Origin of the sequence: Desulfamplus magnetovallimortis (assembly GCF_900170035.1) — a bacterium.
Classification (GTDB): Bacteria; Desulfobacterota; Desulfobacteria; order Desulfobacterales; family Desulfobacteraceae; genus Desulfamplus; species Desulfamplus magnetovallimortis.
In genome coordinates, this window is record NZ_LT828542.1 from 397,451 (window position 1) to 418,673 (window position 21,223).

At 41.7% G+C, this 21,223-nt stretch carries 14 protein-coding genes; 4 read left to right on the forward strand and 10 right to left on the reverse strand.

The genetic code is table 11. The annotated features are described in order from the left end of the window. Positions 1-9: 9 nt before the first annotated feature. The 10 genes from MTBBW1_RS08400 to MTBBW1_RS08445 all read right to left on the reverse strand — a co-directional run bounded on the left by MTBBW1_RS08400 (position 10) and on the right by MTBBW1_RS08445 (position 15,623). Positions 10-1,437 (reverse strand): radical SAM family protein, encoded by a 1,428-nt coding sequence (locus MTBBW1_RS08400; protein WP_342743887.1) that lies wholly within the window; start codon positions 1,435-1,437, stop codon positions 10-12. Further along, entirely contained in the window at positions 1,434-6,719 is a 5,286-nt protein-coding gene (locus tag MTBBW1_RS08405) for an alpha-2-macroglobulin family protein (protein WP_186441164.1), read from the reverse strand. The genes MTBBW1_RS08400 and MTBBW1_RS08405 overlap by 4 nt, the downstream gene beginning before the upstream one ends. Positions 6,720-7,128: 409 nt before the next feature. Further along, a complete protein-coding gene (locus tag MTBBW1_RS08410) occupies positions 7,129-7,731 on the reverse strand; it encodes an indolepyruvate oxidoreductase subunit beta (RefSeq protein ID WP_080801896.1) in 603 nt (200 codons plus the stop codon). 10 nt (positions 7,732-7,741) lie between these two features. Beyond that, positions 7,742-9,595, reverse strand: coding sequence for an indolepyruvate ferredoxin oxidoreductase subunit alpha (gene iorA / locus MTBBW1_RS08415; RefSeq protein ID WP_080801899.1), 1,854 nt, complete (start codon positions 9,593-9,595; stop codon positions 7,742-7,744). Positions 9,596-9,607: 12 nt separating this feature from the next. After that, on the reverse strand, positions 9,608-9,925 hold the full coding sequence (locus MTBBW1_RS08420; RefSeq protein ID WP_080801903.1) for a hypothetical protein: 318 nt from the start codon (positions 9,923-9,925) through the stop codon (positions 9,608-9,610). 270 nt (positions 9,926-10,195) lie between these two features. Continuing rightward, a complete protein-coding gene (locus tag MTBBW1_RS08425) occupies positions 10,196-11,242 on the reverse strand; it encodes a GAF domain-containing protein (protein ID WP_080801906.1) in 1,047 nt (348 codons plus the stop codon). A gap of 11 nt (positions 11,243-11,253) precedes the next feature. After that, positions 11,254-12,669 (reverse strand): class III poly(R)-hydroxyalkanoic acid synthase subunit PhaC, encoded by a 1,416-nt coding sequence (phaC, locus tag MTBBW1_RS08430; protein WP_245809305.1) that lies wholly within the window; start codon positions 12,667-12,669, stop codon positions 11,254-11,256. A gap of 249 nt (positions 12,670-12,918) precedes the next feature. Then, positions 12,919-13,962 (reverse strand): poly(R)-hydroxyalkanoic acid synthase subunit PhaE, encoded by a 1,044-nt coding sequence (locus MTBBW1_RS08435; RefSeq protein WP_080801909.1) that lies wholly within the window; start codon positions 13,960-13,962, stop codon positions 12,919-12,921. Positions 13,963-13,971: 9 nt separating this feature from the next. Next, entirely contained in the window at positions 13,972-14,580 is a 609-nt protein-coding gene (locus MTBBW1_RS08440) for a hypothetical protein (protein WP_080801912.1), read from the reverse strand. 296 nt (positions 14,581-14,876) lie between these two features. Further along, positions 14,877-15,623: a transporter substrate-binding domain-containing protein gene (locus MTBBW1_RS08445; RefSeq protein WP_087881734.1), complete on the reverse strand. Its 747-nt coding sequence runs from the start codon at positions 15,621-15,623 to the stop codon at positions 14,877-14,879. 343 nt (positions 15,624-15,966) lie between these two features. Between MTBBW1_RS08445 and MTBBW1_RS08450 the strand changes: the two genes are divergently transcribed. The 4 genes from MTBBW1_RS08450 (at position 15,967) to MTBBW1_RS08465 (ending at position 21,067) form a co-directional block, all read left to right on the forward strand. Then, the gene (locus MTBBW1_RS08450) at positions 15,967-17,070 is read left to right on the forward strand and encodes an efflux RND transporter periplasmic adaptor subunit (RefSeq protein ID WP_080801914.1); all 1,104 of its coding nucleotides are present in this window, start codon (positions 15,967-15,969) and stop codon (positions 17,068-17,070) included. Positions 17,071-17,207: 137 nt separating this feature from the next. Continuing rightward, the gene (locus tag MTBBW1_RS08455) at positions 17,208-20,411 is read left to right on the forward strand and encodes an efflux RND transporter permease subunit (protein WP_222424015.1); all 3,204 of its coding nucleotides are present in this window, start codon (positions 17,208-17,210) and stop codon (positions 20,409-20,411) included. A 26-nt stretch (positions 20,412-20,437) separates the two neighbouring features. Beyond that, positions 20,438-20,698, forward strand: a complete 261-nt coding sequence (locus MTBBW1_RS08460; protein WP_080801920.1) for a type II toxin-antitoxin system RelB/DinJ family antitoxin — start codon at positions 20,438-20,440, stop codon at positions 20,696-20,698. Between the two features lie 24 nt (positions 20,699-20,722). Continuing rightward, a complete protein-coding gene (locus MTBBW1_RS08465; RefSeq protein ID WP_080801924.1) occupies positions 20,723-21,067 on the forward strand; it encodes a hypothetical protein in 345 nt (114 codons plus the stop codon). Positions 21,068-21,223 lie beyond the last annotated feature (156 nt).

A 21,223-nucleotide genomic window follows, 5' to 3' on the forward strand; every position in this document is an offset into this window, starting at 1 on the left:
CAATACTCTCTAATTTTTTCCATCACCCCTCACTGGTGGATTAAAATATCCATGAATAAGTTCAGGAAACTCTTTCCTAAGCTCTTGAATAATGAATTCCATACCAAGTGGAGGGTTTTGCCCTCCTCCTGCTTCCTGCATGACATTAAAATAACTCAATGGGTCATAATTCATATTCCGCCACTGAATCATGTTGACAGGATATTTTGCAAGGAAATGCCTTAAAGCCTCAAACTCCTTTTCTGAATCGGTAACTCCAGGACAGTTAAGATAGTTGATGGAGACAAACTTTCCTTTTTCACCTGCTGTTTCAATGCTTTTAATCACATCTTCATAAGAGTATCCCTTTGGCCTGAAATATCTCAAATAGCATGATTTTCTCACTGAATTCATGCTGACCCGGACAGAATCAAGGCCGGCATCAAATAGCCGTGCCAAAAGAAGCGGCAGGCCTGCGTTTGTGTTCATGTTTATGGTGGCATTACCCCCTGATTCACGAATCATCTTTATGGCTGGTTCAATTACATCAAATGCCGTAAGGGGGTCTCCTTCACACCCCTGCCCGAAACTTGCCACTGCCTGTGCATCAGGAACCCTTGCAAAATGCTCAAGTGTTACTTCTGCAATTTCAACAGAAAAAGGCGTAAAATTTATCCTTTCCTGGCATGCAACAAGATTATTTTCACGCTGAAATGAGATGCAACCCATACAATCAGCATTACATACCCGTGAAGTGGGAAGCGGTGCTTCATACCTTCCAAGAAAAAAGTTCTTTGCAGCAGGACAGCCATATTCAAGGGCACATCGTTCAAGATGACGCATGAGCCTGTTCTCCGGATACTTCTGGCGCATAAATTCCACTCCGGCAACAATACCGTCATGGGGCATAAGTCTTAAATCCTGACGTGGCTCTCTGTCAACACAGATGGCTGCCGAGTAAAAACCGCCATGGCTCCATCCACATGCACCATAGGAAAAAAGGGGAAGAAGGCGTTCCGGTAAAGGCTTCTCATAGGCACAAAAATATCGGTTTACATATCCGGGGGAGTTAAATACAGCAACAGGAAAAATTCTTTCACCAGGAAGGTATGGATTTTCATCAAGGGTTTCAAAACTGCCCCTGTCAAAATTGAAAACAAGTGCTTTCATGCCCGGAAGCATCATAAGTTCACTGCCGTGGGGCATCTCAATGGTTTCATTTGAGGTCAGAAGCAGAGGTTTTTCACCCTGCATTGCAGCAGCACCATAATCTTCAAGCTCAAAGATTTCGCCTTTTTCATTGGCCACCACAGCATTCAGGGGAATTGCTGCTGTGATATTATTATTACGGTTTTTCACCACCTGATTGTTAGGAGTTTTAACAACCTGATTGTTCTGTTTTTTCCCCATTTGCCCTTTCCGGCTAACCATATTCTTGAAACCTTTTTTTCTTTTCATTTAACTCCAGCTACAGGCATTAAAGGTAAAGCATCACCCACGCCCCTTATATATGGTCTGTACATATCTTCAATAAGAGGCGGAGGCACAAAAAATTCTCCGGGAGTAACCACCACAACTGAATAAAAAAGTCTGTACTTTTTTCCGGCATCAACATCAACTGCTGCGGCAAACCTGTCATCCCTGTACTCCCTGTGCTTTATCACAAACTCGTCATGCCATGTTGCAATGCTTTTTTCATCCACTACAACATCCCCAATGGTACTTCGACCATTTAAAGAGGGATCTTCAAGCTCAAGACATGCCGGCAACAAGTCAGTAACAATGGCGTCAGACATATCCTGGTCACAATCAAACTGTAACTCAACTATCATTCTTCGACCGCTTCGCAAAGCATCCTCTGGCAATGCATTGATATAAAAGGTGCTTGCCGGCAAAGGCTTTCCTGAAGGGTCAAGATAGCGACGTTTTAAAGTTGCTCCAAGATTTTCAACTTTTGGTTTTTCCTTGGGATATCCATTCATTGCAACATCTATAAAGAGATCACTGCTGCCAATGTTGGCAAGGGTGAAGCCATTCGCAGATTCACCTTTGCTGCTTACAATCTGCTTTAATTTATTCCCTTTAAGAGAAAGCATCCTTGCCCCTGCTTTTATTTTGGCCTGCCACTCCTTCCGGTTGTTTTTCATGGCAGATATCCCTGCCATTACAAGTGTATTTCTCTCCTGGGTGCTTAGCCATTTACGCTGATGCAGCTCATCAAATACCTTCATTATAAACCTTGATTTTTCACCATAATCAGGAGCATAGTTTGAAAGAAGATAAAATGAAAATGCAGCATCTCTTAAATTACTGCCGTAATCCCCGTAGTAGAGTCTCTCATTTCTCTCTGAATCAAGGGCACGTTGAAAGGCTTCCATGGCAAGATTTGCATCTCCTGCAAGATAGAGGGCAATACCTGCCTGTACCAATCCAAGCGAACCTCTGATTTTATCTTTTACTGCCCGATAGACTGAACGGGCATCACCAAGGGTAAGACTTTGAACCCTTGCAAGTACCATTGCGGAATAGGCTCTGACAGCAGCATTGTAGTGGCCATTATCATCATCAAAATGCGGTCTTACAGTCTGGCCTCGCCTTACATATACAAGAAGGCGATCAAGTGCCTTTGACAAAGGCCCCAGGGGCACTTCATAACCTGCTTGTCTTGCATTTATAAGAAAATCCGTCACATATGCAGACAGCCAGAAATCTTCCTGACTATCTGCATTCCAGAGGCCAAAACCTCCGGTGGATTTCTGTTTTTCAACAAGACGCTGAATTCCGAGAATAATTTTTTCTGTACGTTCCCTGTCACTTTGTGACGCTATCCCAAGGGATTTAATATCAGATGAATTCATTATCACATGGGGATATATTCCGCTTGTTGTCTGCTCAAGGCATCCATAGGGGTATGCATTAAGGTACCTGACATGATCAGATACATTTATTGGGGGAGTTGAATTGATGGCAGCAGAAACTGTAATTGTATCTTTTATGAGACCGACAAAGGCATCTGGGGAGCCATTGCCTACAGGAAATGAATCAATGTCTCCACTTCCAATGGAGAAAATTTCAGAAGGTTTCAAGGATTTTCTCCATGTTTCTGTCACAGCCGGATATGCAGGTCTTGTCTCAAGAAACCACTTTTTAACCATAACCCGTCTGTTAGCGACATGCTCCTGATTCGCACTGTTAAGATTCTCAGCGCCAAGATTCCCACTGTTAAGGGCATTAACTATTTTATCTACATCCTTTAAATCTGCTTTGGCATGCCTCACAATTCCGTCAATTTTACACTGAATGATTGCTCTGCCAACTTTCTGCTCTGCCATTACAGGCAAGGTAACACTTTCCCTTTGATTATTAGCGATCTTAAGGTGATGCGATGTTGCTCCCAATGGTTTTAATGGTTCAGTTGTCTCTATTAAAAGGTCAAGATCCTGAAAAACTCCGCTTAAATTATGAAGATCAATCATCACCTGACTTCGATCACCCATTGATAAAAATCTTGGCATGGAGATCTGAACAACCAAAGGTGCTGCAACAACCACCTCTTTTTCAGCAGAACCAAAGATGTCAGAGCCATGGGCAACGGCCATGAATCGCAAAGAGCCGTTAAAATCCGGGATATGAAAACGAAAATTTGCAACACCATTTCCATCCACCGGAATGGCTTTGCTGTAAAGGGCAACTATCTGAACATCAGTTGATGGTCGGTCTCCTCCACGGGAAAGCTTTGGAGCATCTCCGCCAAATCTCTGGGAAGCCCATGCGCCATCCCCTGTTTCAATGAGCTTCTGGTAAAGATCATGAAGCTCAACACCATATTTGCGGGGCTGAAAAAAATGGCTCCATGGAGAGGGTGTTTCAAACTCTGTGAGATTAAGGATACCAACATCAACAGCAGCAAGTGTTACCCATATTTTTTCTTTTGGTTTTTTATTCATAAAGACACTTACAGGAATATCAACAAACTGATCCGGCTCAATTTTATCAGGTATCTCAATATCAAGGGAAATTTTGCGGGCATTTCTGTCAATGGGCAGATGAATCAAACCAACAGAACGCTTGGGAAGAGCCTTAATATTTACCTCTCCCGGGCGTACCACAAGTGCAGATACATAGATATCATGACGCTTCCAGTCAGGTTCAATCTCTATTTCAAAAACCTTACCCTCCGGCGGAACTGTTATGGAACGGGTAAGAAGATTTGTCTCTGCTTCAACAAAGAGATAGCCACTTCCACCTTCAGGGGCTTTGACCATTACCTTTGCAATATCTCCTGGATAATAGGAGGGTTTATCTAAGGAGATGGATATCCTGTCAGGGCGTCCGGCAACATCTTCACCTGCTTCTGACCATCCACCTTTTCCATAACGCCAGCCTGCCCATATTGGAAAACTTGTAACAAGTCCTGTTTCAGGGTGTGTCAACTCAAGACGGTAACCTCCCCATTTAACGGAAACATTAACCATGGCCGAACCATCATGGGGAATATCAACAGAAAATCGCTCAACAGGATAAAACTGACGGGTGAACTGCCATTTCCATGATCCATTTTTGTACTCCCAGTAGTAATCCCGATGCTCACGTATAAGGAGAGCCTTTATCCCGCTGGCTGCAACCCGCTGCCCTGCCCTGTCAAGGGAAATAACCTCAAACCCTGCCACACTGTCACTTTTGACTTGATATACATGATCTTTTTTTGAATTTTTTTTGCGGCCATTTGCAATGGATTGTGCCTCCCCTGAGTCTGTGGCATCATCATCGTCTTTTCCATCATCAGCAAGGCTTCTTATGGCAAGAAGGGAGTCAGCAGGCCAAACCCGCCATGATCGGCTTCTTACAACAGCTCTTCCACCAGATTCATAAAGGCTTGCATTTGCAGTAAGCCATGCCGGTGATTTAATGCTGCTCCACTGGTTGGGAATTTTCAGCAAGCCTTTACCATTATCATCAAGGATCGTTTTATCGCTTTTGAATGTCTGACGTAGGTTTTCTGTAATGTCACCGGCTTCATATCCAGGCCATTTTTCCGGAAATATTTCACGGGCAGGAACAAGGCTTAATGATGCATCAACCATGCTTCCTGAAGCAGGAGCACCATAGAGATAATCTCCCTGAAGAGCTATGAAAAGCGGATCATTTTTTCCAAGAATGTCTCCTTGTATCTTTCGATCTTCTACTTTTTTAACACTTTTTTCATTGGACTGTTCATCAATGGTGTATCCACTCTTTTGTTCATCTGAATTATCACTATCATCCGACAGGAACTCAGGGTTATCAATGATAAGCTTCATCCGTTCAGGGAGAAACTCTGCAACCGTGAAAAAATATGGCTTCAATGCATTGCCTGCATGGTTAAAATCAATTCTCCAACTACCGGTCAAGGCATCTGAAGGGAGAGAATATTCATGGTGGTAGTACCCAGGGTGGCTGCTCTTAATAGTGAATTCGCTGGCCATACGGCCATCCGGCCTGAAAACCCTTGCACTTACCGGCAGTGCCGCCATAATTTCGCCATCGTGCTTTCTTAAAAGAGCATCCATCACAACCGTTTCCCCTGGTCTGTAGAGATCACGAGGCCCATAGACAAAGAGATCCATGGCTTTAAAAGGTTCGGTTGCTGCCTTAAATTCAGAAAGATCCATTGCAGGAACATCCATCTTAAGAAGGCTTATGTGACTTTTATTGCGGGCAATTATGTAATAAAGCTGCTGTAAATCCCCCCTCATGGAGGCCAAACCAATGGTGTTTGTTTTAACCTGTACTATTCTTAAGCCTTTTTTATCATATGCCTCAACAAGAATATCAGAAAGCGGTTTTGCGGTTTCAAGGCTTTGGATATGAACCTGAAGCTCATTTTCATATCTTCTTGCATGAACTCCAAGATCACTTATGGTAAACCATGTAAAGCTGTAGTTATATTCATATATTCCCGCCCCTTTAAGGACAGCCACATATACACCCGGCTTCTTAAGCTGCTCAATATGTGTAACCGGAATGTTGACTTCAGTTCTGAGATCTTTTTTAATATCAAGATCCCATCTTCCGGAATAGACAAGATCAGTAATTTTATTAAGCTCGTCACTCATGTAATAGGCAATATTGCTGTTTCTTGCAAAATCATTGAAAAAATCGTTGATAGATTTCTCTTTGACTCTGAAAAAATCAATATCTGCTTTGTCGATATTGACACTGTTGACAGGCAATCCCTTGACAAGCTTTGATGCAAGGATAAATCCAGTACTTCCAAACGCTATCATTGGCTCAACAGGTCTTGTCTTCACATTAAACTCTGCTGAGTTTTTCAGGAAAGCTCCAGAAAGACCCTTTAAACCTTTATGAACCTTTATGGTGTAAGCTGTACCTGGTTCAATATTTGAAAAATAGATAACATTAGGATCATCTGAAAGAACCCAGCCCCCTTCCACTGCAATGCCATCGTCTTTAAACAGAGAGAAATAACTGTCAAAATTCTGGGTTGTATCAAGGGGAAGTGAAAAGGTAAGGGCAATTGCATTGGTATCTCCAACTGTCTGCTGGGCAGCAAACTGTACCTCAAGAGGCTCTACAGCACTTTCTGCAATTTTTGATGTGGAGTTTTCGATATTAGAATTTTCTACATTACCGGAGGAGTAATTAATTCCGGCAGCCGTCATGCTGGCTTTGGAATAACCGTTTACAGCAACTAAAAAAGTTGTCAAAAAAAACAGGGTAATTACAACAGCCTTTTTCATGATTCCCCCCAATGTCAATATTAAAATGTTAAAAATTGGGCATCTTTCATTTCCCAGCTTACACTTTCCCGAAAAGAATGCCCGTTTCTCGGGGATACTGTTCTGGAAAGTGTAAAGTACTTTCTGTATGATATGAAGGATGCCAAAAATTGCAGGAATTTTAGGCATATTTCATTGGCAGGCTTACAATTTTTCTGAACCATGATTTTCATGATTAAGTGATTATCCTGATTTTTCATCACGTTAATCCTTAAATCCTTTAATCATGGTTCAAAATTTTCAAAAATGTGTGCATTACTTTTGGGTTGAGATGAAAGATGTCGGGGTGTTTTCACGGTAAACAGGCATGATTGATTACGTATCAATCACCCCCAAATATAAAAATGATAGTCATTTTCACGGTAAATTATCAAATAGAACAGCATGCCTTTGCGGCATCAAATCCCAGGCTGAATGCCTTTAGATTCATATCAACAAATGCAGGTCTGGTCTTGAGTTGAATAGCCTTTTCAACACTTTCTCTGGTCAAATCAAGAATATTGGACTGCACAAGTGCGCCCACCATAACAATATTAAGGGTCATTGGGCTTCCTGCCTCTTTTGCCAAAGTCATTCCATCAAAAGCAATAAGACGGGAAGTGCGCTCTTCAATCAGCCTTTTCATCTCGTCAATTTCAGGGTAAATACCCCTTCCAATGGCTGCCGTAAAAGGCGGAACAGGAGAAAGGCTTGTAACAACCTGGGTATCTGCATTGCATCGGCCCATGGCTCTCAATGTCTCTGCCGGTTCAAAACCAACAAGAAGATCAGCCTCTCCATCGGAAATAATGGTGCTGACAGCATCTCCAAATATAATTGAAGATTCCACAACACCGCCCCTCTGGGCCATACCATGAATTTCACTCATGCGGACAGGTATTCCGGATAACAGTGCAGCTTCACCAAGCACCTTTGATGCCAGAAGATTACCCTGTCCGCCCACAGCAACAATTATCAATCTTTTTGTATCCATTTGTCTTCCCTTATTTCAATGGCATAATTGCATTTTCAGGACAGAGTTGAGCACAAACAGCACAACCCACACATGTATTGGCATCAATCTTAACTCTGCCATTATCAATAAAAAATGACGGGCAGGCTATCTGATCAATGCAATCCCTGTGATCAAGGCACTTGGAGGTAACATGAAAAGGTCTTGGCTTGAGAGCTTTTATGCTTTTGGCAAAAAGGGCACACGGCTCCTGGGAGATAATTACAGAAACACCTTTGAATGCAAGTGCTTCCTTGACTGCGGCAATGCTTTTTTTAACCTTGAAGGGCTTGATTATTGTGACATGTTCAACACCAAGGGAGCGAACCAATTTTTCTATGGAAATTCTGTTATACCCTTCAAAATTCATCTGGGTCATATCCACACCAGGATTGGGCTGATGACCTGTCATTGCAGTGATTCCATTGTCAAGAATCACAAGAGTAAAGTTGTGATTGTTGAAAACAGCATTTACAAGTCCTGTTATGCCGGAGTGAAAAAAGGTGGAATCCCCTATAAAAGAGACCACTTTCTGGTCAGTGGCTCTTGAAAAGCCACAGGCGCTGCTTACAGAGGCCCCCATGCAGAGTACAAAATCCCCTGTGGAGAGAGGCGGAAGAAAACCAAGTGTATAGCAGCCGATATCTGATGGATAGACAACATCCATTCCTTCAGCAGCCTTTTTGATTTCATAAAATGTAGCTCTGTGGGAACATCCGGAGCAAAGGTTTGGCGGACGCTGGGGAATATCAGGCAAACCCTTTGTATCAACAGGTGTTTTTGAATTACAGGGGAGACCAAAAAAGGCTGCTATATTTCTTCGTACCATTGCAGGGTCAAACTCATACAGCCTTGAAAAAAGCCCTTCATCCTTACCTTTGATGGGAATTGTAATTCCTGCCTCCTGGGCAAAAGCCTTGACAGCCTCTTCCATGAAAGGCTCTCCCTCCTCAATAATAAGAATCTTTTGACAACCCTTTGCAAAACTTTTGATCAGATCCGAAGGCATGGGATTTGAGAAACCAATGCGAAGAATTTTTGAGTTTTCCTCAAGACCAAGATCTTTTACTGCATCTGAAGCGTACAGGAAGCTCACACCATTACATATAATTCCATAAGATGCATTATCATTTCCATTGATAAAATTATACTCAGATGATTCTGAAAAGTTGGCTGCCTTTTTAAGATTCTCCAGAAGTTTTACATGAAGGGTACGGGAGACAGCAGGTACAGTAACATATGACATGGGATTTTTTTCAAAATAGCCTTTTGTTTTTGACCTGGCAATCTCTCCGGTTGTAATAGTGGCGCTGGAGTGATTTATCCTTGTGGTGGTACGAAGAATCACAGGTTCCTGAAGCTTTTCGGAAAGTTCAAATGCAGCAATGGTCATATCCTTTGCTTCATGGACAGAAGATGGTTCCAGCACCGGAAGCCCTGCCATTTTGCCATAATAACGATTATCCTGCTCATTTTGGCTGGAAAACATGTAAGGATCATCTGCGCTCAGAATCACCATACCGGCCTTAACCCCGATATAAGCAAGAGTCATTAAGGGATCGGCTGCAACGTTCAAGCCCACATGTTTCATGATACACATTGTTCTCAAACCTGAATTTGCTGCTGCCGCCGCAACTTCCATGGCAACTTTTTCATTGGTACTGTACTCAAAATAGAGATCTGTCTCCTGGGAAACCTGGAAAAGATTCAGGGAAAGCTCTGAAGAGGGGGTTCCAGGATATGTGGTTGCAAAGGCAACGCCCGCCTCAATTGCTCCCCTTGCAATGGCTTCATTTCCAAGAAGCAGGATCTCTTCTCCTGCTTTTTCACTCAATAGTTTATGCATAGCAACTTCCCTTTAAATAAATTTTTCAGCATCTTCCATGGACGATGCATATCCCTTAAAGCCTTCAACCTCCTCACAGGAACGAATGGCATCAGATGCAAAAAAACCCTCTACCATGCTCTTTTCCCCAAGTTTTATCAATCCAAGAAAAAGAACCGGTATCAATGAAAGGCCATTTAGGCTCTTGTCAACGGCATACTTAAAATTGACATCTCCCTTATATACAGCAAAAAGAGGTGTCTGAACCGGCATGATCTGCACGATCTCCGGATGATGGTGATCATGATCATGACTGTGGTCATGACCATGTTCATGGCAATGGTTACACATAAGCGAACTCCTGAAACGATGCAAAAATTAAAATATAGACTTCCAGAAAAATATTTTGGCATTCTCAATTCTGAAGGGCAACCACAAGGGATTGCCCCTACACTGATTGCCAATTTAATTATCTTGAACAGTATAGTTCTTCAAAACTCAAGAGTCCTGACTTCTCAAATCCACCACCACATATTGTACTTTCAATTCTTTGAAAAATACTATCTGTGGTCTCCATTTAGAGAAGTTATGACTGACGAGTTCAAAAAAGGTGCACTCATATCAAAACCAGGAACGATGGCTCCACACATCTTCCTCAAGGCTTTTTTTGGCATCCTGCAACTGCATGTACATGGAGGCATTCTGTATTGCAAGACCTCCCTGCTGTGCAATGGCCTCAACAATCAAAAGCATGTCATTTGGGAAATCTCGCTGTTCAGCACTGTAAAGGCGCATAACACCAATCACTTTATCCTTCACAGTGATGGGAGTGACAATCATGGATTTAAGTCCCTCTTTTTTCATCTCCTCCCTGAATTCCAGGCGCTGATCAGTTGCGGCATCTGTAACAATTACAGTTTCCCCTTTTAATGCTCTTGCAGTTGTATTTGTATTAATTGTCCTTCGTATCTCCAGAAACTCATTGCTCAAACCATGACTTGCAACAAGCTTCATGGTTTGGTTATCTTCATCAATAAGGCGTATGGCAGCACCTTTCATGCCGAAAGTGTCACAAAGCTCCTCTGTGAGACGCTTCAATATCTTCTGAATATCAAGGGTTGAGTTGATTGAAGATGCAAAATCAAGAAAAAGGGTTGCATTTTTTTCGATTCTGGAGAGAAGACGGTTGTTATGAATGGCAATTCCCGCCTGGTCGGCAAGTGCTCTCAAAAAGGCTATCTCCCTCTCAGTATAATCCCTTGGTGTTGCCGTATAGATGGATAAAATACCAATGGTTCGCCTTTTAACCCTTATCTGCACAGAAATAATGGTTGCAATGCCTTCTTCCTTTTTTGCATCATGATTCTCAAGCCTTGGATCTGTTGTTGCATCCTTGAACAGAAGAAAGCCATCTTTTTCAATGGCCTTTACTATTCCCATGGCTTTAAGGGGGCTTGCATGAAAATAGTTTTCTGACAGCCCTTTCTGGGCAACAGGTACAAAAAAATCGTTCTTGTCATCTGACAGAAAGAGACAGGAAGCTTTGGCATCCATTGTAATGATGGCACTGTCAACAACAAGATTGAGCAGCTCATTCTGGGTGGCGGCAGTACCGAATGCTCTGCTTAGTTTACAGAAAATGTCAAAATAGTCGGTATCCCGATTCATTATATTCTCCTCTAATTCTTTTTACTATTTTTTGCCAAAGTCGAAGACTTTGGATATTTTTCAGATTCCGGCGGTGACGGAGAGATAACTGCTTCGGCACTCGGAGAGATAACTGGTTCAGAACTCTTTGCTTCTGTTTTTATGTTATCTGCCACTTCTTTTTCCACAGGAACAGCTCTTTTTTCTGTGACGGGAAGTACCCCCTCCTCTTTAGCAGAAACAGCTTCCACCTTTTTGGCAGAAACAGCCTCCACCTCTTTGGCAGGAACAGCCTCCACCTCTTTAACAGGAGCAGCCTCCACCTCTTTGGCAGAAACGGCCTCCTCATCTTTAACAGGAGCAGCTATATCCTCATCCCTATCTTTGAGCCACTGTACAATTTTTGGAGCAAATGCCTCCTGACACTTGGAACTGACATAGATACCTATATGACCCGTATTAAGACATATATCTTCAGTATCTTTGCTGGCAACTGCATCAACAAGCTTATTACATGCCTCTGGTGGCACAAGGTGGTCAAACTTCCCATAGATGTTGAGAAGGGGCATGGTTATATTTTTCAGATCAACAAGCTTGTCTCCAACTTTCAGTTTGCTTTGGATAAGTTTGTTCTCTTGATAACAATCTCTGATAAACTGCCTGAACACCTCACCTGGAAGATCAGGACTGTCAAAAATCCACTTTTCCATGCGTATGAAGTTTTCCACAAAGCCTTTGTTATCCATGTTCTCCATAAAACCCACATACTTGTCAATCATCAGACGAGCAGGGTTCAGCAGAAGAAAACCAAAATTCATCATGTCGGCGGAAAGATTGCCGCAACTGTCCACAACAGCATCCACATCAAGCTGCTTCATCCAGACATGGAGAAGCCCTTTGTCAGTATCAAAGTTGGTTGGAGTAACTGTGGTTACAAGGTTTCTAACTTTTTCAGGATAAATGGCAGAGTACATGACACTGAATGCACCGCCCATACAGATACCCATCAGGTTAACTTTGGGCACATTGTTTTTTTCACGGATAAAATCAACAATATTGTCCATATATCCATTAATATGATCATCAAAGCCAAGAAATCGATCTTTTCTTGTGGGATAGCCCCAGTCAATCATATAAAGATCAATGCCGTTGTCCAGAAAACGTTCAACCACGCTTCGCCCGGGTTGAAGATCAAGCATTGTCTCACGGTTAATCAGGGCATATACAACAAGCAGAGGAGTTTTATACTTGCACTCCTTTCTCGGGCGGTAGTGTTTCAGCTTGACCCGGTCTTCCTGATAAACCACATCGTAAGGGGTCTGGGCCAGGGCTGTCTCAAGATCGTCAAGCAGAACCTCTGACGCCTTTTGTGCCCTGGTTTGCACTTTGGTGGCATCTTCTGCCAACTTTGACATGATAAGATCCACCGGAATCTTGAATTTTGCCATATATAGCCTCCTGAACCTTTTTTTGCCTCACTGAATTTATTGATAGCAACCTGGATGTTTTGGACTCTTTACGAAACCATCAAAAAATGTAAATCAAAACGGCATCCATACATATATCCACAAAAGTACTTTACATTTTTTTGGGGAATACACTTTTTTGGGGTAAACACCCTGAAAAACGTAGCTTTGTTTCAAAAAGTGTAAAGTGGTTATGAAGCATGCCATCAAAACATTAAGAATCTCTCAATATCATGGCTTCTTTTTTTTAAGGGCACGAATATCCCGTTTTAACTGACTGAACTCCCTTGCAAGATCGTCAAGCTCAGAACGACTTGCAACAGGAAGAGATTTCAACATATCTTCCAGAACCTTCTCCCTTGAGCTGGAAAAGCAACTCATGGAAGAGAGGGTTTTAGAGAGGGTTTCAATATATTCAGGGGTCTGAAACAGGGTCATAAAATGCCCTTCCAGAATTTTTATCCACATCTGATAATAAAATTTGGGATCTTCAGGAAGTTCTCCTTTTTCAGAAAGGGCATGGACTTCCTCCTGCATCACCACAGCAGAACGCTGAAACGGCAGGGAAAGAACACGAAAAAATTCAGCAAGATGGTTCTGGAACTGATTGAACTTATCCATCATGTCATTTACTTTTTCCTGATACTCCCTTGCCAGACCAAGCTGGGGTATATGAAGAAATTTCCTGAACTCTTTTTCATACAGCTCAGCCCAGAGATGGAAAACATTCTCATCCATATTGTCGAACTTGTACGCTTCTGCTGACTCCCCCATTCTTGAGGCGCTTTCCATTAGTTTTTTGTGTATCTCTCCAAGGCCGTTCATTGTTGACTGTGCAAAATTTGTCAACATTTCCGGCATGGTTCCAATACCCTTGAAAAGTGCAGAGATCGATGCCGGCGAAACCATGGCTCCTGATATTGTCTGCCAGTTTTTCATTGCAGTCACCATGGCTGACATGGCATCCTTGGTTGTGTTTTTCCTATTTTCAGTGTCAGCAGAAGCATCCTTGTTACCTTCGGTTCCTGCCTGATTCCATCCAAAAGGCCATTGAAACGGATTCTGCATGGTATTTTGAAAAGGGCTACTGAAAAAGCTTGAAAGCCCCTCCTGAAAAACGCTGCCGGAATCCTGGAAAGGGGTAACAAATGGCGACTGAAAAGGAAACTGAGTCTGTGGCATGTTCAACATGCCACCTGCCAGAGTATTAATTGATTCTGTCCAGGTTTTCATCATTGATTCAAATCCAAATGGATCATCTTTTTTTTCTACCATGGTACCCTCTTATTTTTTATCGTTATCTTCTTTTGTAAACATGGTATTCAGGTTACATAAAAAATTTTGAAAGTCAACACTCTGTTTTTTGGCCAGATCCTGAAACTGCCGGAAAAATTCCACATGTCCCTGACCACCGTCAGAGAGAAGATTTCTCAATTGTGATATTATACCCTCCTGACTTTTAACCTTTTGCTTAAGATCATCATGGGCAAGCTTCAAGCCTTCAAATTCCTTTTGTAGATCTTCAAGCTGCATCTGAAGTTTTTCATGTTTTTTACGGGGAACCCATCCCCACATGGTAGCATATATTTCAAATGACTTCTGAAAATTACGGACTGTCTCTTCAACGCTATGCTCACCAACATCTCTCTTTTTATTTTCCGGCTCTTTTTCTCTATTTGTACTCTTAAGGGGAAACTCAAGACCGTAAAACTGTCGGAAAAGATCATTCATACCCTTTAAGTTTACCACATCCTTATTGATTGCACCATCCATATTCATAAGAGATGAAAGCTGCTCAAGCTGCTCCTGACCCTTAGCGGCATTTAAAAGCAGGTTTCCCCAAAACTCAAGAAACTTTCTGTCAGGTAAATATTTATCTTTTAATGGATTCATTTTTTGCGGCTCTATTATTTTTAGGTATTCCGGTTTCAGTGGATTGCCCCCGACATCCTCTCCATTACCGGAGAGGATGAAACCAGGTCATCTGACAGTTATATTCTCAAATTCGACATCTTATTGTTTTTTTATAGTTACTGAATTTGTCTGAATCAAGATAACCAGGAAAAAAAAGATTTTCAGGATAGATAATCCTGCCTTATCCTGTTAATCTTGGGAATCCTGATTCAGACAGTATTGACAAGGCTCAAGAGGTTGTAAGTGTCGATTTTGAGTATATTTCTAACAAAACTCTATTTTATTCCATAATTTTCAAGAATTATTCCATACTTACCATTCTCTTTTATTATGGCAAGTCCCTTATTAAAGGCATCAATCAACTCCTTATGACGAGGATTTGCAAGGCCACACGTCACATATAAAGGACTGGTGGAAATTGCATTTTCAGTAAACTTTATCTTCTCAAGCAGAGCTGGATCTTCTTTGGCAATAATTACCCTTGCAACTATTTCATCTTCAATTGCAAGATCCACCCTTTTACTGGAATGGGTCAGTTTCTTTATATTTGTGATAAAATCATTGGAATCTTCTCTAACAAAATTTGTGGCATTGGTAAAATCATCTCCATAGCCGTAACCTCTTACAATTCCAACCTTTTTACCGGTCAAACTTTCAAGGCCATTAAATTCAAATGGATCATCCGCAGTTTTAATAAACTTTACCTCATTTACAGCATAAGGCTCACTGTACATAAGAAATGCTTTTCTCTGTTCATTCATCCATGTATTGGGAAGAATATCATATTTTCCTTTTTTCACACCATCAATGGCTCTTGCCCATGGAACATACTCCATTTTAACACTGTATCCCTGTGTTTCATAGGAAGCACGAACTATTTCCAGGGAAAGCCCCTCCTTGGGTGCGGCAGGATCCACAAAAGGTGGCCAGGGATCCGCTGCAGCAACAATAGTCTTTTCGTCTGCTGTACAAGGCATAACTGACATCAAAAGAATGATAACAAGCAAAATCGTTTTTTTCATTGCATTTTCTCCTTTTTAATATTTGCAATAAAAACCAAATTGGTCTCCCCTGAACAGTCAGGGTAACTGCACTATCTGAATGGATAACACATTTAGAAATACAGTAATAGTGAAAAAATTATCTATTAAAAATTGACACATTAATTGCTCTGTTCTAATAAATAGCAATCCCGACAAACGCTGATGCCCTGCCAGCCAACCTGGAATTACAAAAATCGGCATATTTCATGGAGCCTCCAAAGTAGTTTACACTTTACTGGGTCAGACCCTCAAAAAACGGGTGTGATGCCCTTAAAAGTGTAAAGCGGGACATGAAGCATGCCCAAAAATCAAGGATTTTTTCATGTCAAACATCAAACAATTAACATTCATCATGATATTCCTGTTTCCTTTATTATTTTTCTCCACTCTCTCTTTCACAGAGCTTGCCCATGGAGATTGGCAAGTGGAGAAATCCACAAAAAAAGTTAAACTTAAAGGATATACAAGGAGTTTCCGAAGTGTTACTCTTTCTGCTGAAGCAGGAGGCCGCATAATAGAAGTTAATTATGAAACAGGAGATGAAATCGGCGACAAACCACTTGCAGAGATTGACACTACATTTATATCGTTTGAGATTGAAAACACAAAATTTTCAATCTCCAGACTCAATGCCAGACTGAAACAGATTAATTCCAGAGTCGCATATCTTGAAAAGGAGTTCAGACGCAAGGATAACCTTTACAAAAAAGGCCATACAACAGAAGTGATAAGGGACAGCGCATCCCAGGAGCTTGACCAGGCTCAACTGGAACGAGAAGCACTTCTTCTGGAGCAAAAATCCCTTGATGTAACGTTAAAGCAGCTTCTTGAAAAAAAGAGACGCTATACAATCAAAGGCTTTAAAGGTTGGACTGTTACCGAAAGAAAAGCAGAACCAGGAGAAATTATACAGACAGGCATGTCAGTTGCAGTTATTCAGGATTTCAGGAAACTTCTTGTACCTCTTTCAGTATCTGGTGAAGAGCTTGAATCAATGATGAAAAGAGTTGAAAACCAAAGTGAGCAGGATACAAATTCAAATGGTCAAAAAATGAATTTTCCGGTAATGGTTGAAGGGTTGCCTGCAAGGGCATCTATCTACTCCATTAACCCTGCATTTGATGAACAAAGCAGAAAAATCAATATTGAGCTGTTAATAGAAGATTATCCATCTGAAGTGGCAATCAACAATAATCCACTACAACACAGGGGAGGACTTGCCTGTACAGTAGCCCTTGATGTTTACTCCCGTGGATTAAAGATTCCTGCTGAATCCGTACTCAACAGATATGAAAACCCCAAAGTGTTTATAAAGGGAAAAGATGCTCCTGTGATGATCACCATACTTGATACCCTTGATAACCACCTTATCATTGCCGATCATCCTGAATTATCAGAAGGAACTCTTCTGACAAATTTTAAATAAAAAATGAGTGTACCCTTTTTTTGAATATCCGGCGTTAATTGTTGATATGAAACCTCACCCCCAGGCCCCTCTCACAGACTTGCAAAGGGGAGAATAATTCAAAAAGGGTACACCCTAAAAAAATGAGGAACCAGGGTTTGAAAGCACTTGTTCGTTTTACTCTCTCACAGACAGTCTTTATCAATGTTATTTTTGTTATTCTTACAGTTGCCGGCATATTCAGCCTTTTCACCACCCCTGTTGAAAACATGCCGCCTGTGGATATGGGCAAGGTCTTTATCACCACAATATATTATGGAGCATCAGCCGATGATGTTGAAAACCTTGTAACCAACGAAATTGAAGATGCACTGGACGGCCTTGAAAATGTGGAATATATCCAGTCACGGTCACGCAGAAACAGCTCATCTGTGGAGGTAAAATTCCTTGATGATACCGACTATGAAACCCAGTATGACGAACTGCGATTCAGGGTACTCAACATAAAAAAACAGCTTCCTGAAGGAACTGATGACCCTATTTTTTTCTATGTGGATACCAAAATGTGGGTTCCGGTCATTGTAATTAATCTCATCGGGGATTTAAGCAATCAGACTCTTAAGCTTCTTGCAGATGAACTTAAGAGCAACATCATAAAAATTGACGGAATACAGGAAGTAAGCATCTCAGGAGAGTATGACAAGCAGTTCCATGTCACCATTGACCCTGCAAAACTTCGTGATTTTGGTGTATCTTTTAATGAAGTGGCAGAGGCCATAAGAGCATTTAACACAAAAATTCCCACTGGCAGATTCAAACAGGCAAAAAACAACCTTCTGCTTGACACAGGAAACACCCTGGACTCACAAAATGAGGTTTTAAATGTCGTTGTGCGCCGTGATGGCGACGGCAGTTTTATACATGTCAGGGATCTTGTAACAACCTCCGGAGTAAGTCATCGGGATCCTGATACCATAGCATCTGTAAACTCAAAAAGCACCATCAAGCTGCTTGTTCAAAAAGAAGACTCATCCAATGCCGTTACAATTGCAGAAGAAGTAAAATCAATGGCAAAAGAGTTTGAGTCAAACCACTCAAGGGATGGCCTCTCCATTGTCATGACCTATGACTCAACTGTGGAGATCAACGATTCAGTAAAAACCCTTGGAGGCAACATGCTTCTTGGCATGTGTTTTGTCACGATTATTCTCTGGGTAACCCTGGGGTTTAGAAATGCAATGCTTACGGCCATGGGCATCCCCTTTTCCTTTCTTGTAACCCTGATAATCGTAAAATACTCGGGACAGTCCATAAATACCATAAGCCTTTTCTCCTTTGTGCTTGTATCTGGTATTATTGTGGATGATGCAATCATAATTGTGGAAAATATATATCGCCACCTTGAAATGGGAAAAACAAGAAAAGATGCCGTAGTGGACGGCGTTTCCGAGGTTTTCCTCCCTGTTATAAGCTCTGCACTTACAACAATTCTGGCATTTGTTCCCATGCTTATCATGACAGGCACCACAGGTGACTTCTTCAGTGTCATCCCAAAAGCTGTAAGCTTTGCTCTTTTTGCATCCCTTTTAGAAGCTCTTTTTATCCTGCCGGTACACGTACTTGATTGGGGTCCCAGAAGCAATATAAAAGCTAAAAGAAAAGGGTTTAGCAGGTGGTTTTTTGATGGCATGTGGAAAATTTACTATGCAATATTGACCTTTCTGCTTAATCATAAAATCATCAGTGTGCTGGGCATATCAGGACTATTTTTTCTGGCACTTGCAATGATGCTTCTCTCTGTCACAGGTATTGTTCCTCTAATTAAAGTAAAATTTTTCCAGGACAGTTATCTGCGATATCATGTGGCGTTCCAGATGCCGCCCGGAACTTCAGTGGAAGGTACTGACCTGGTTGTCAGGGATATTTCGACATATATTACAGGTTTTGGAAAACAGGAAGTTGGCAGCGTAAACGGAACCGCAGGCATGATGGAGTCAAAGGATTACCAGCAGCACCGTGCCCAGCATTACGGCCAGGTTGTTGTTGAACTGCCTCCCCAGGAGAACCAGCACCTCTCCGGAGTAAAAGACAATGATGTAAATGCCTACCTTGATATTGTACGGGACAAGCTCATAGAGTTTGCAAAGGCTAACCGTGAAAAATGGGGCGGAATGCCCACACTTGATATCTTTGGCGAAAATACCGGCCCTCCTGTTGGTAAAGCTGTCAACATAAGGGTATCTGCTGCCTCAATTGAAGAAGCACAACTGCTGGCAGATAAGATGCTCAACTTTCTTGAAACCGGAGATGAATTCAGGGATCTTGTTAATCTTGATGACAACAGAGCAGATCTACAAACAGTTGTAAAACATATGGTGAATCAAAAAAAAGCACTTGAGTACAACCTTGACAGCCGAATTGCAACAGCACTTATTGCAGGAACCCTCAATGGCATGAGTGTTGGCAACTTCCGAACAGACGGCGAGGAGATTCCTCTGCTTGTTCGCCTTGCAAAAACCGGCGACAAAGGCAACACAGAGGGAGTCGGACTTGCACATCCTTCTGACATTCTGGAGGTACCAATAATTGAGCACAGCAGCGCACCTGTCTATCTTGGAGATATTGCAGATGCCATATATGTCAAGGAACCTGATATCCGCAACCGTTACAAGGGAAAACCTACACTTACAATCACAGCAGATATCAGGGAAGGCTCACAGCTTTCTGCAGGACGTGTGGCAATGCTTGCATCAAGATACTTTGACACGATTTCACCGGAATACCCGGGTGTAACCCTGCACTTTGGCGGAGAGTTTGAAAGCACCTCAAGGGCATATACATCCCTTATGTTTGCCTTTATAATTGCTGTGATGGCCATATACCTTGTTCTGGCATCCCAGTTCAACGACTATTTTCAGCCGCTGATGATTCTTACAGCCATTGCCTTTGCATTTATAGGGGTTGTTTTTGGCATGTTTTTCACAAGATCTGTCTTTACCATAGGAAGTTTTCTTTCTGTTGTGGGTCTTTCAGGTGTGGCTGTAAATGATTCACTTATACTTATTGACTTCATGAATAAACAGAAACAAAAGGGACTTGCCATAAGAGAAGCAATTATAGAAGCATGCAGCGCCCGCATGAGACCTGTGCTGATAACAACAGCCACAACAATGATGGGGATGCTGCCAATGGCTGTTGGTATCCCCAGAAAATCTGTTACATGGGCTCCCATGGCAACAGCCTTTGCAACTGGCCTTGTGAGCGCAACCCTTCTGGCACTGCTCATTATTCCGGTGGAGTATGAAATTACGGAAAAAGCAAAGCTGTGGTTCAGGAAAAAATTTAATTTAAAGCAGCCGTAAAAACCTAATTAGAATGGAGACAAAAAATGAGCAAAACATCAACAATAAGGGCTCGCGTTGAACCAGAATTAAAACACAATGCAGAGCAAATATTTCGTCAACTTGGATTGACCACAACTCAAGCTATAACTCTGTTTTACAAACAGGTTGAAATGAGAAGGGGATTGCCATTCAACGTAGAAATACCTAATAAAATCACAACGCAAACATTCAAAGATACTGATATTGATCATAATCTAATAGTATACGAAGACACTGACGATATGTTTCAAAAGCTTGGCATCTAATCTAAATTTTAAAGGAGTTAAGATATGACTGCATTCCGTTCTCTATTAATTGTTTTTATTGTATGCATAACAAGTATCACGGTGTTAGTAGGGATAAAAAACGGCTGGAATCTTCTGCCTGTTTTCTTTGACGACATGGTGTCACTGACATGGCCCGGACAGTTTAACTTTGATTTCATGTGTTTTCTTATACTGTCAGGATTATGGCTTGCCTGGCGCCATCACTTTTCCACAGGCGGTATTTTACTGGGAATTGCAGGTGTTTTTGGAGGAATAATGTTGCTTGCTCCATATCTTCTTTTTGAAAGTTACAGAGCAAACGGAGATATACTGGAACTGTTTGCAGGAAAAAAAAGGTTGCTCAAATGAGTATACCCTTTTTTAAAATATACGGATTCAATTTTTACCGTGAAAATGGATACAAATTTTCATGTTAGGGGATGGCTGAATGGCAGCTATGACAGTTTACTATGAACCCTAAGCCCATCCCCCCCTCTCAAAGACTTGCGAGGGGGAGAATAGTGT

Coding starts and splice junctions, on each gene's coding strand:
- MTBBW1_RS08400 (WP_342743887.1), bottom strand. CDS start 1,437: ATGAAAAGAAAAAAAGGTTTCAAGAATATGGTTAGCCGGAAAGGGCAA.
- MTBBW1_RS08405 (WP_186441164.1), bottom strand. CDS start 6,719: ATGAAAAAGGCTGTTGTAATTACCCTGTTTTTTTTGACAACTTTTTTA.
- MTBBW1_RS08410 (WP_080801896.1), bottom strand. CDS start 7,731: ATGGATACAAAAAGATTGATAATTGTTGCTGTGGGCGGACAGGGTAAT.
- iorA (WP_080801899.1), bottom strand. CDS start 9,595: ATGCATAAACTATTGAGTGAAAAAGCAGGAGAAGAGATCCTGCTTCTT.
- MTBBW1_RS08420 (WP_080801903.1), bottom strand. CDS start 9,925: ATGTGTAACCATTGCCATGAACATGGTCATGACCACAGTCATGATCAT.
- MTBBW1_RS08425 (WP_080801906.1), bottom strand. CDS start 11,242: ATGAATCGGGATACCGACTATTTTGACATTTTCTGTAAACTAAGCAGA.
- phaC (WP_245809305.1), bottom strand. CDS start 12,669: ATGGCAAAATTCAAGATTCCGGTGGATCTTATCATGTCAAAGTTGGCA.
- MTBBW1_RS08435 (WP_080801909.1), bottom strand. CDS start 13,962: ATGGTAGAAAAAAAAGATGATCCATTTGGATTTGAATCAATGATGAAA.
- MTBBW1_RS08440 (WP_080801912.1), bottom strand. CDS start 14,580: ATGAATCCATTAAAAGATAAATATTTACCTGACAGAAAGTTTCTTGAG.
- MTBBW1_RS08445 (WP_087881734.1), bottom strand. CDS start 15,623: ATGAAAAAAACGATTTTGCTTGTTATCATTCTTTTGATGTCAGTTATG.
- MTBBW1_RS08450 (WP_080801914.1), top strand. CDS start 15,967: ATGTCAAACATCAAACAATTAACATTCATCATGATATTCCTGTTTCCT.
- MTBBW1_RS08460 (WP_080801920.1), top strand. CDS start 20,438: ATGAGCAAAACATCAACAATAAGGGCTCGCGTTGAACCAGAATTAAAA.
- MTBBW1_RS08465 (WP_080801924.1), top strand. CDS start 20,723: ATGACTGCATTCCGTTCTCTATTAATTGTTTTTATTGTATGCATAACA.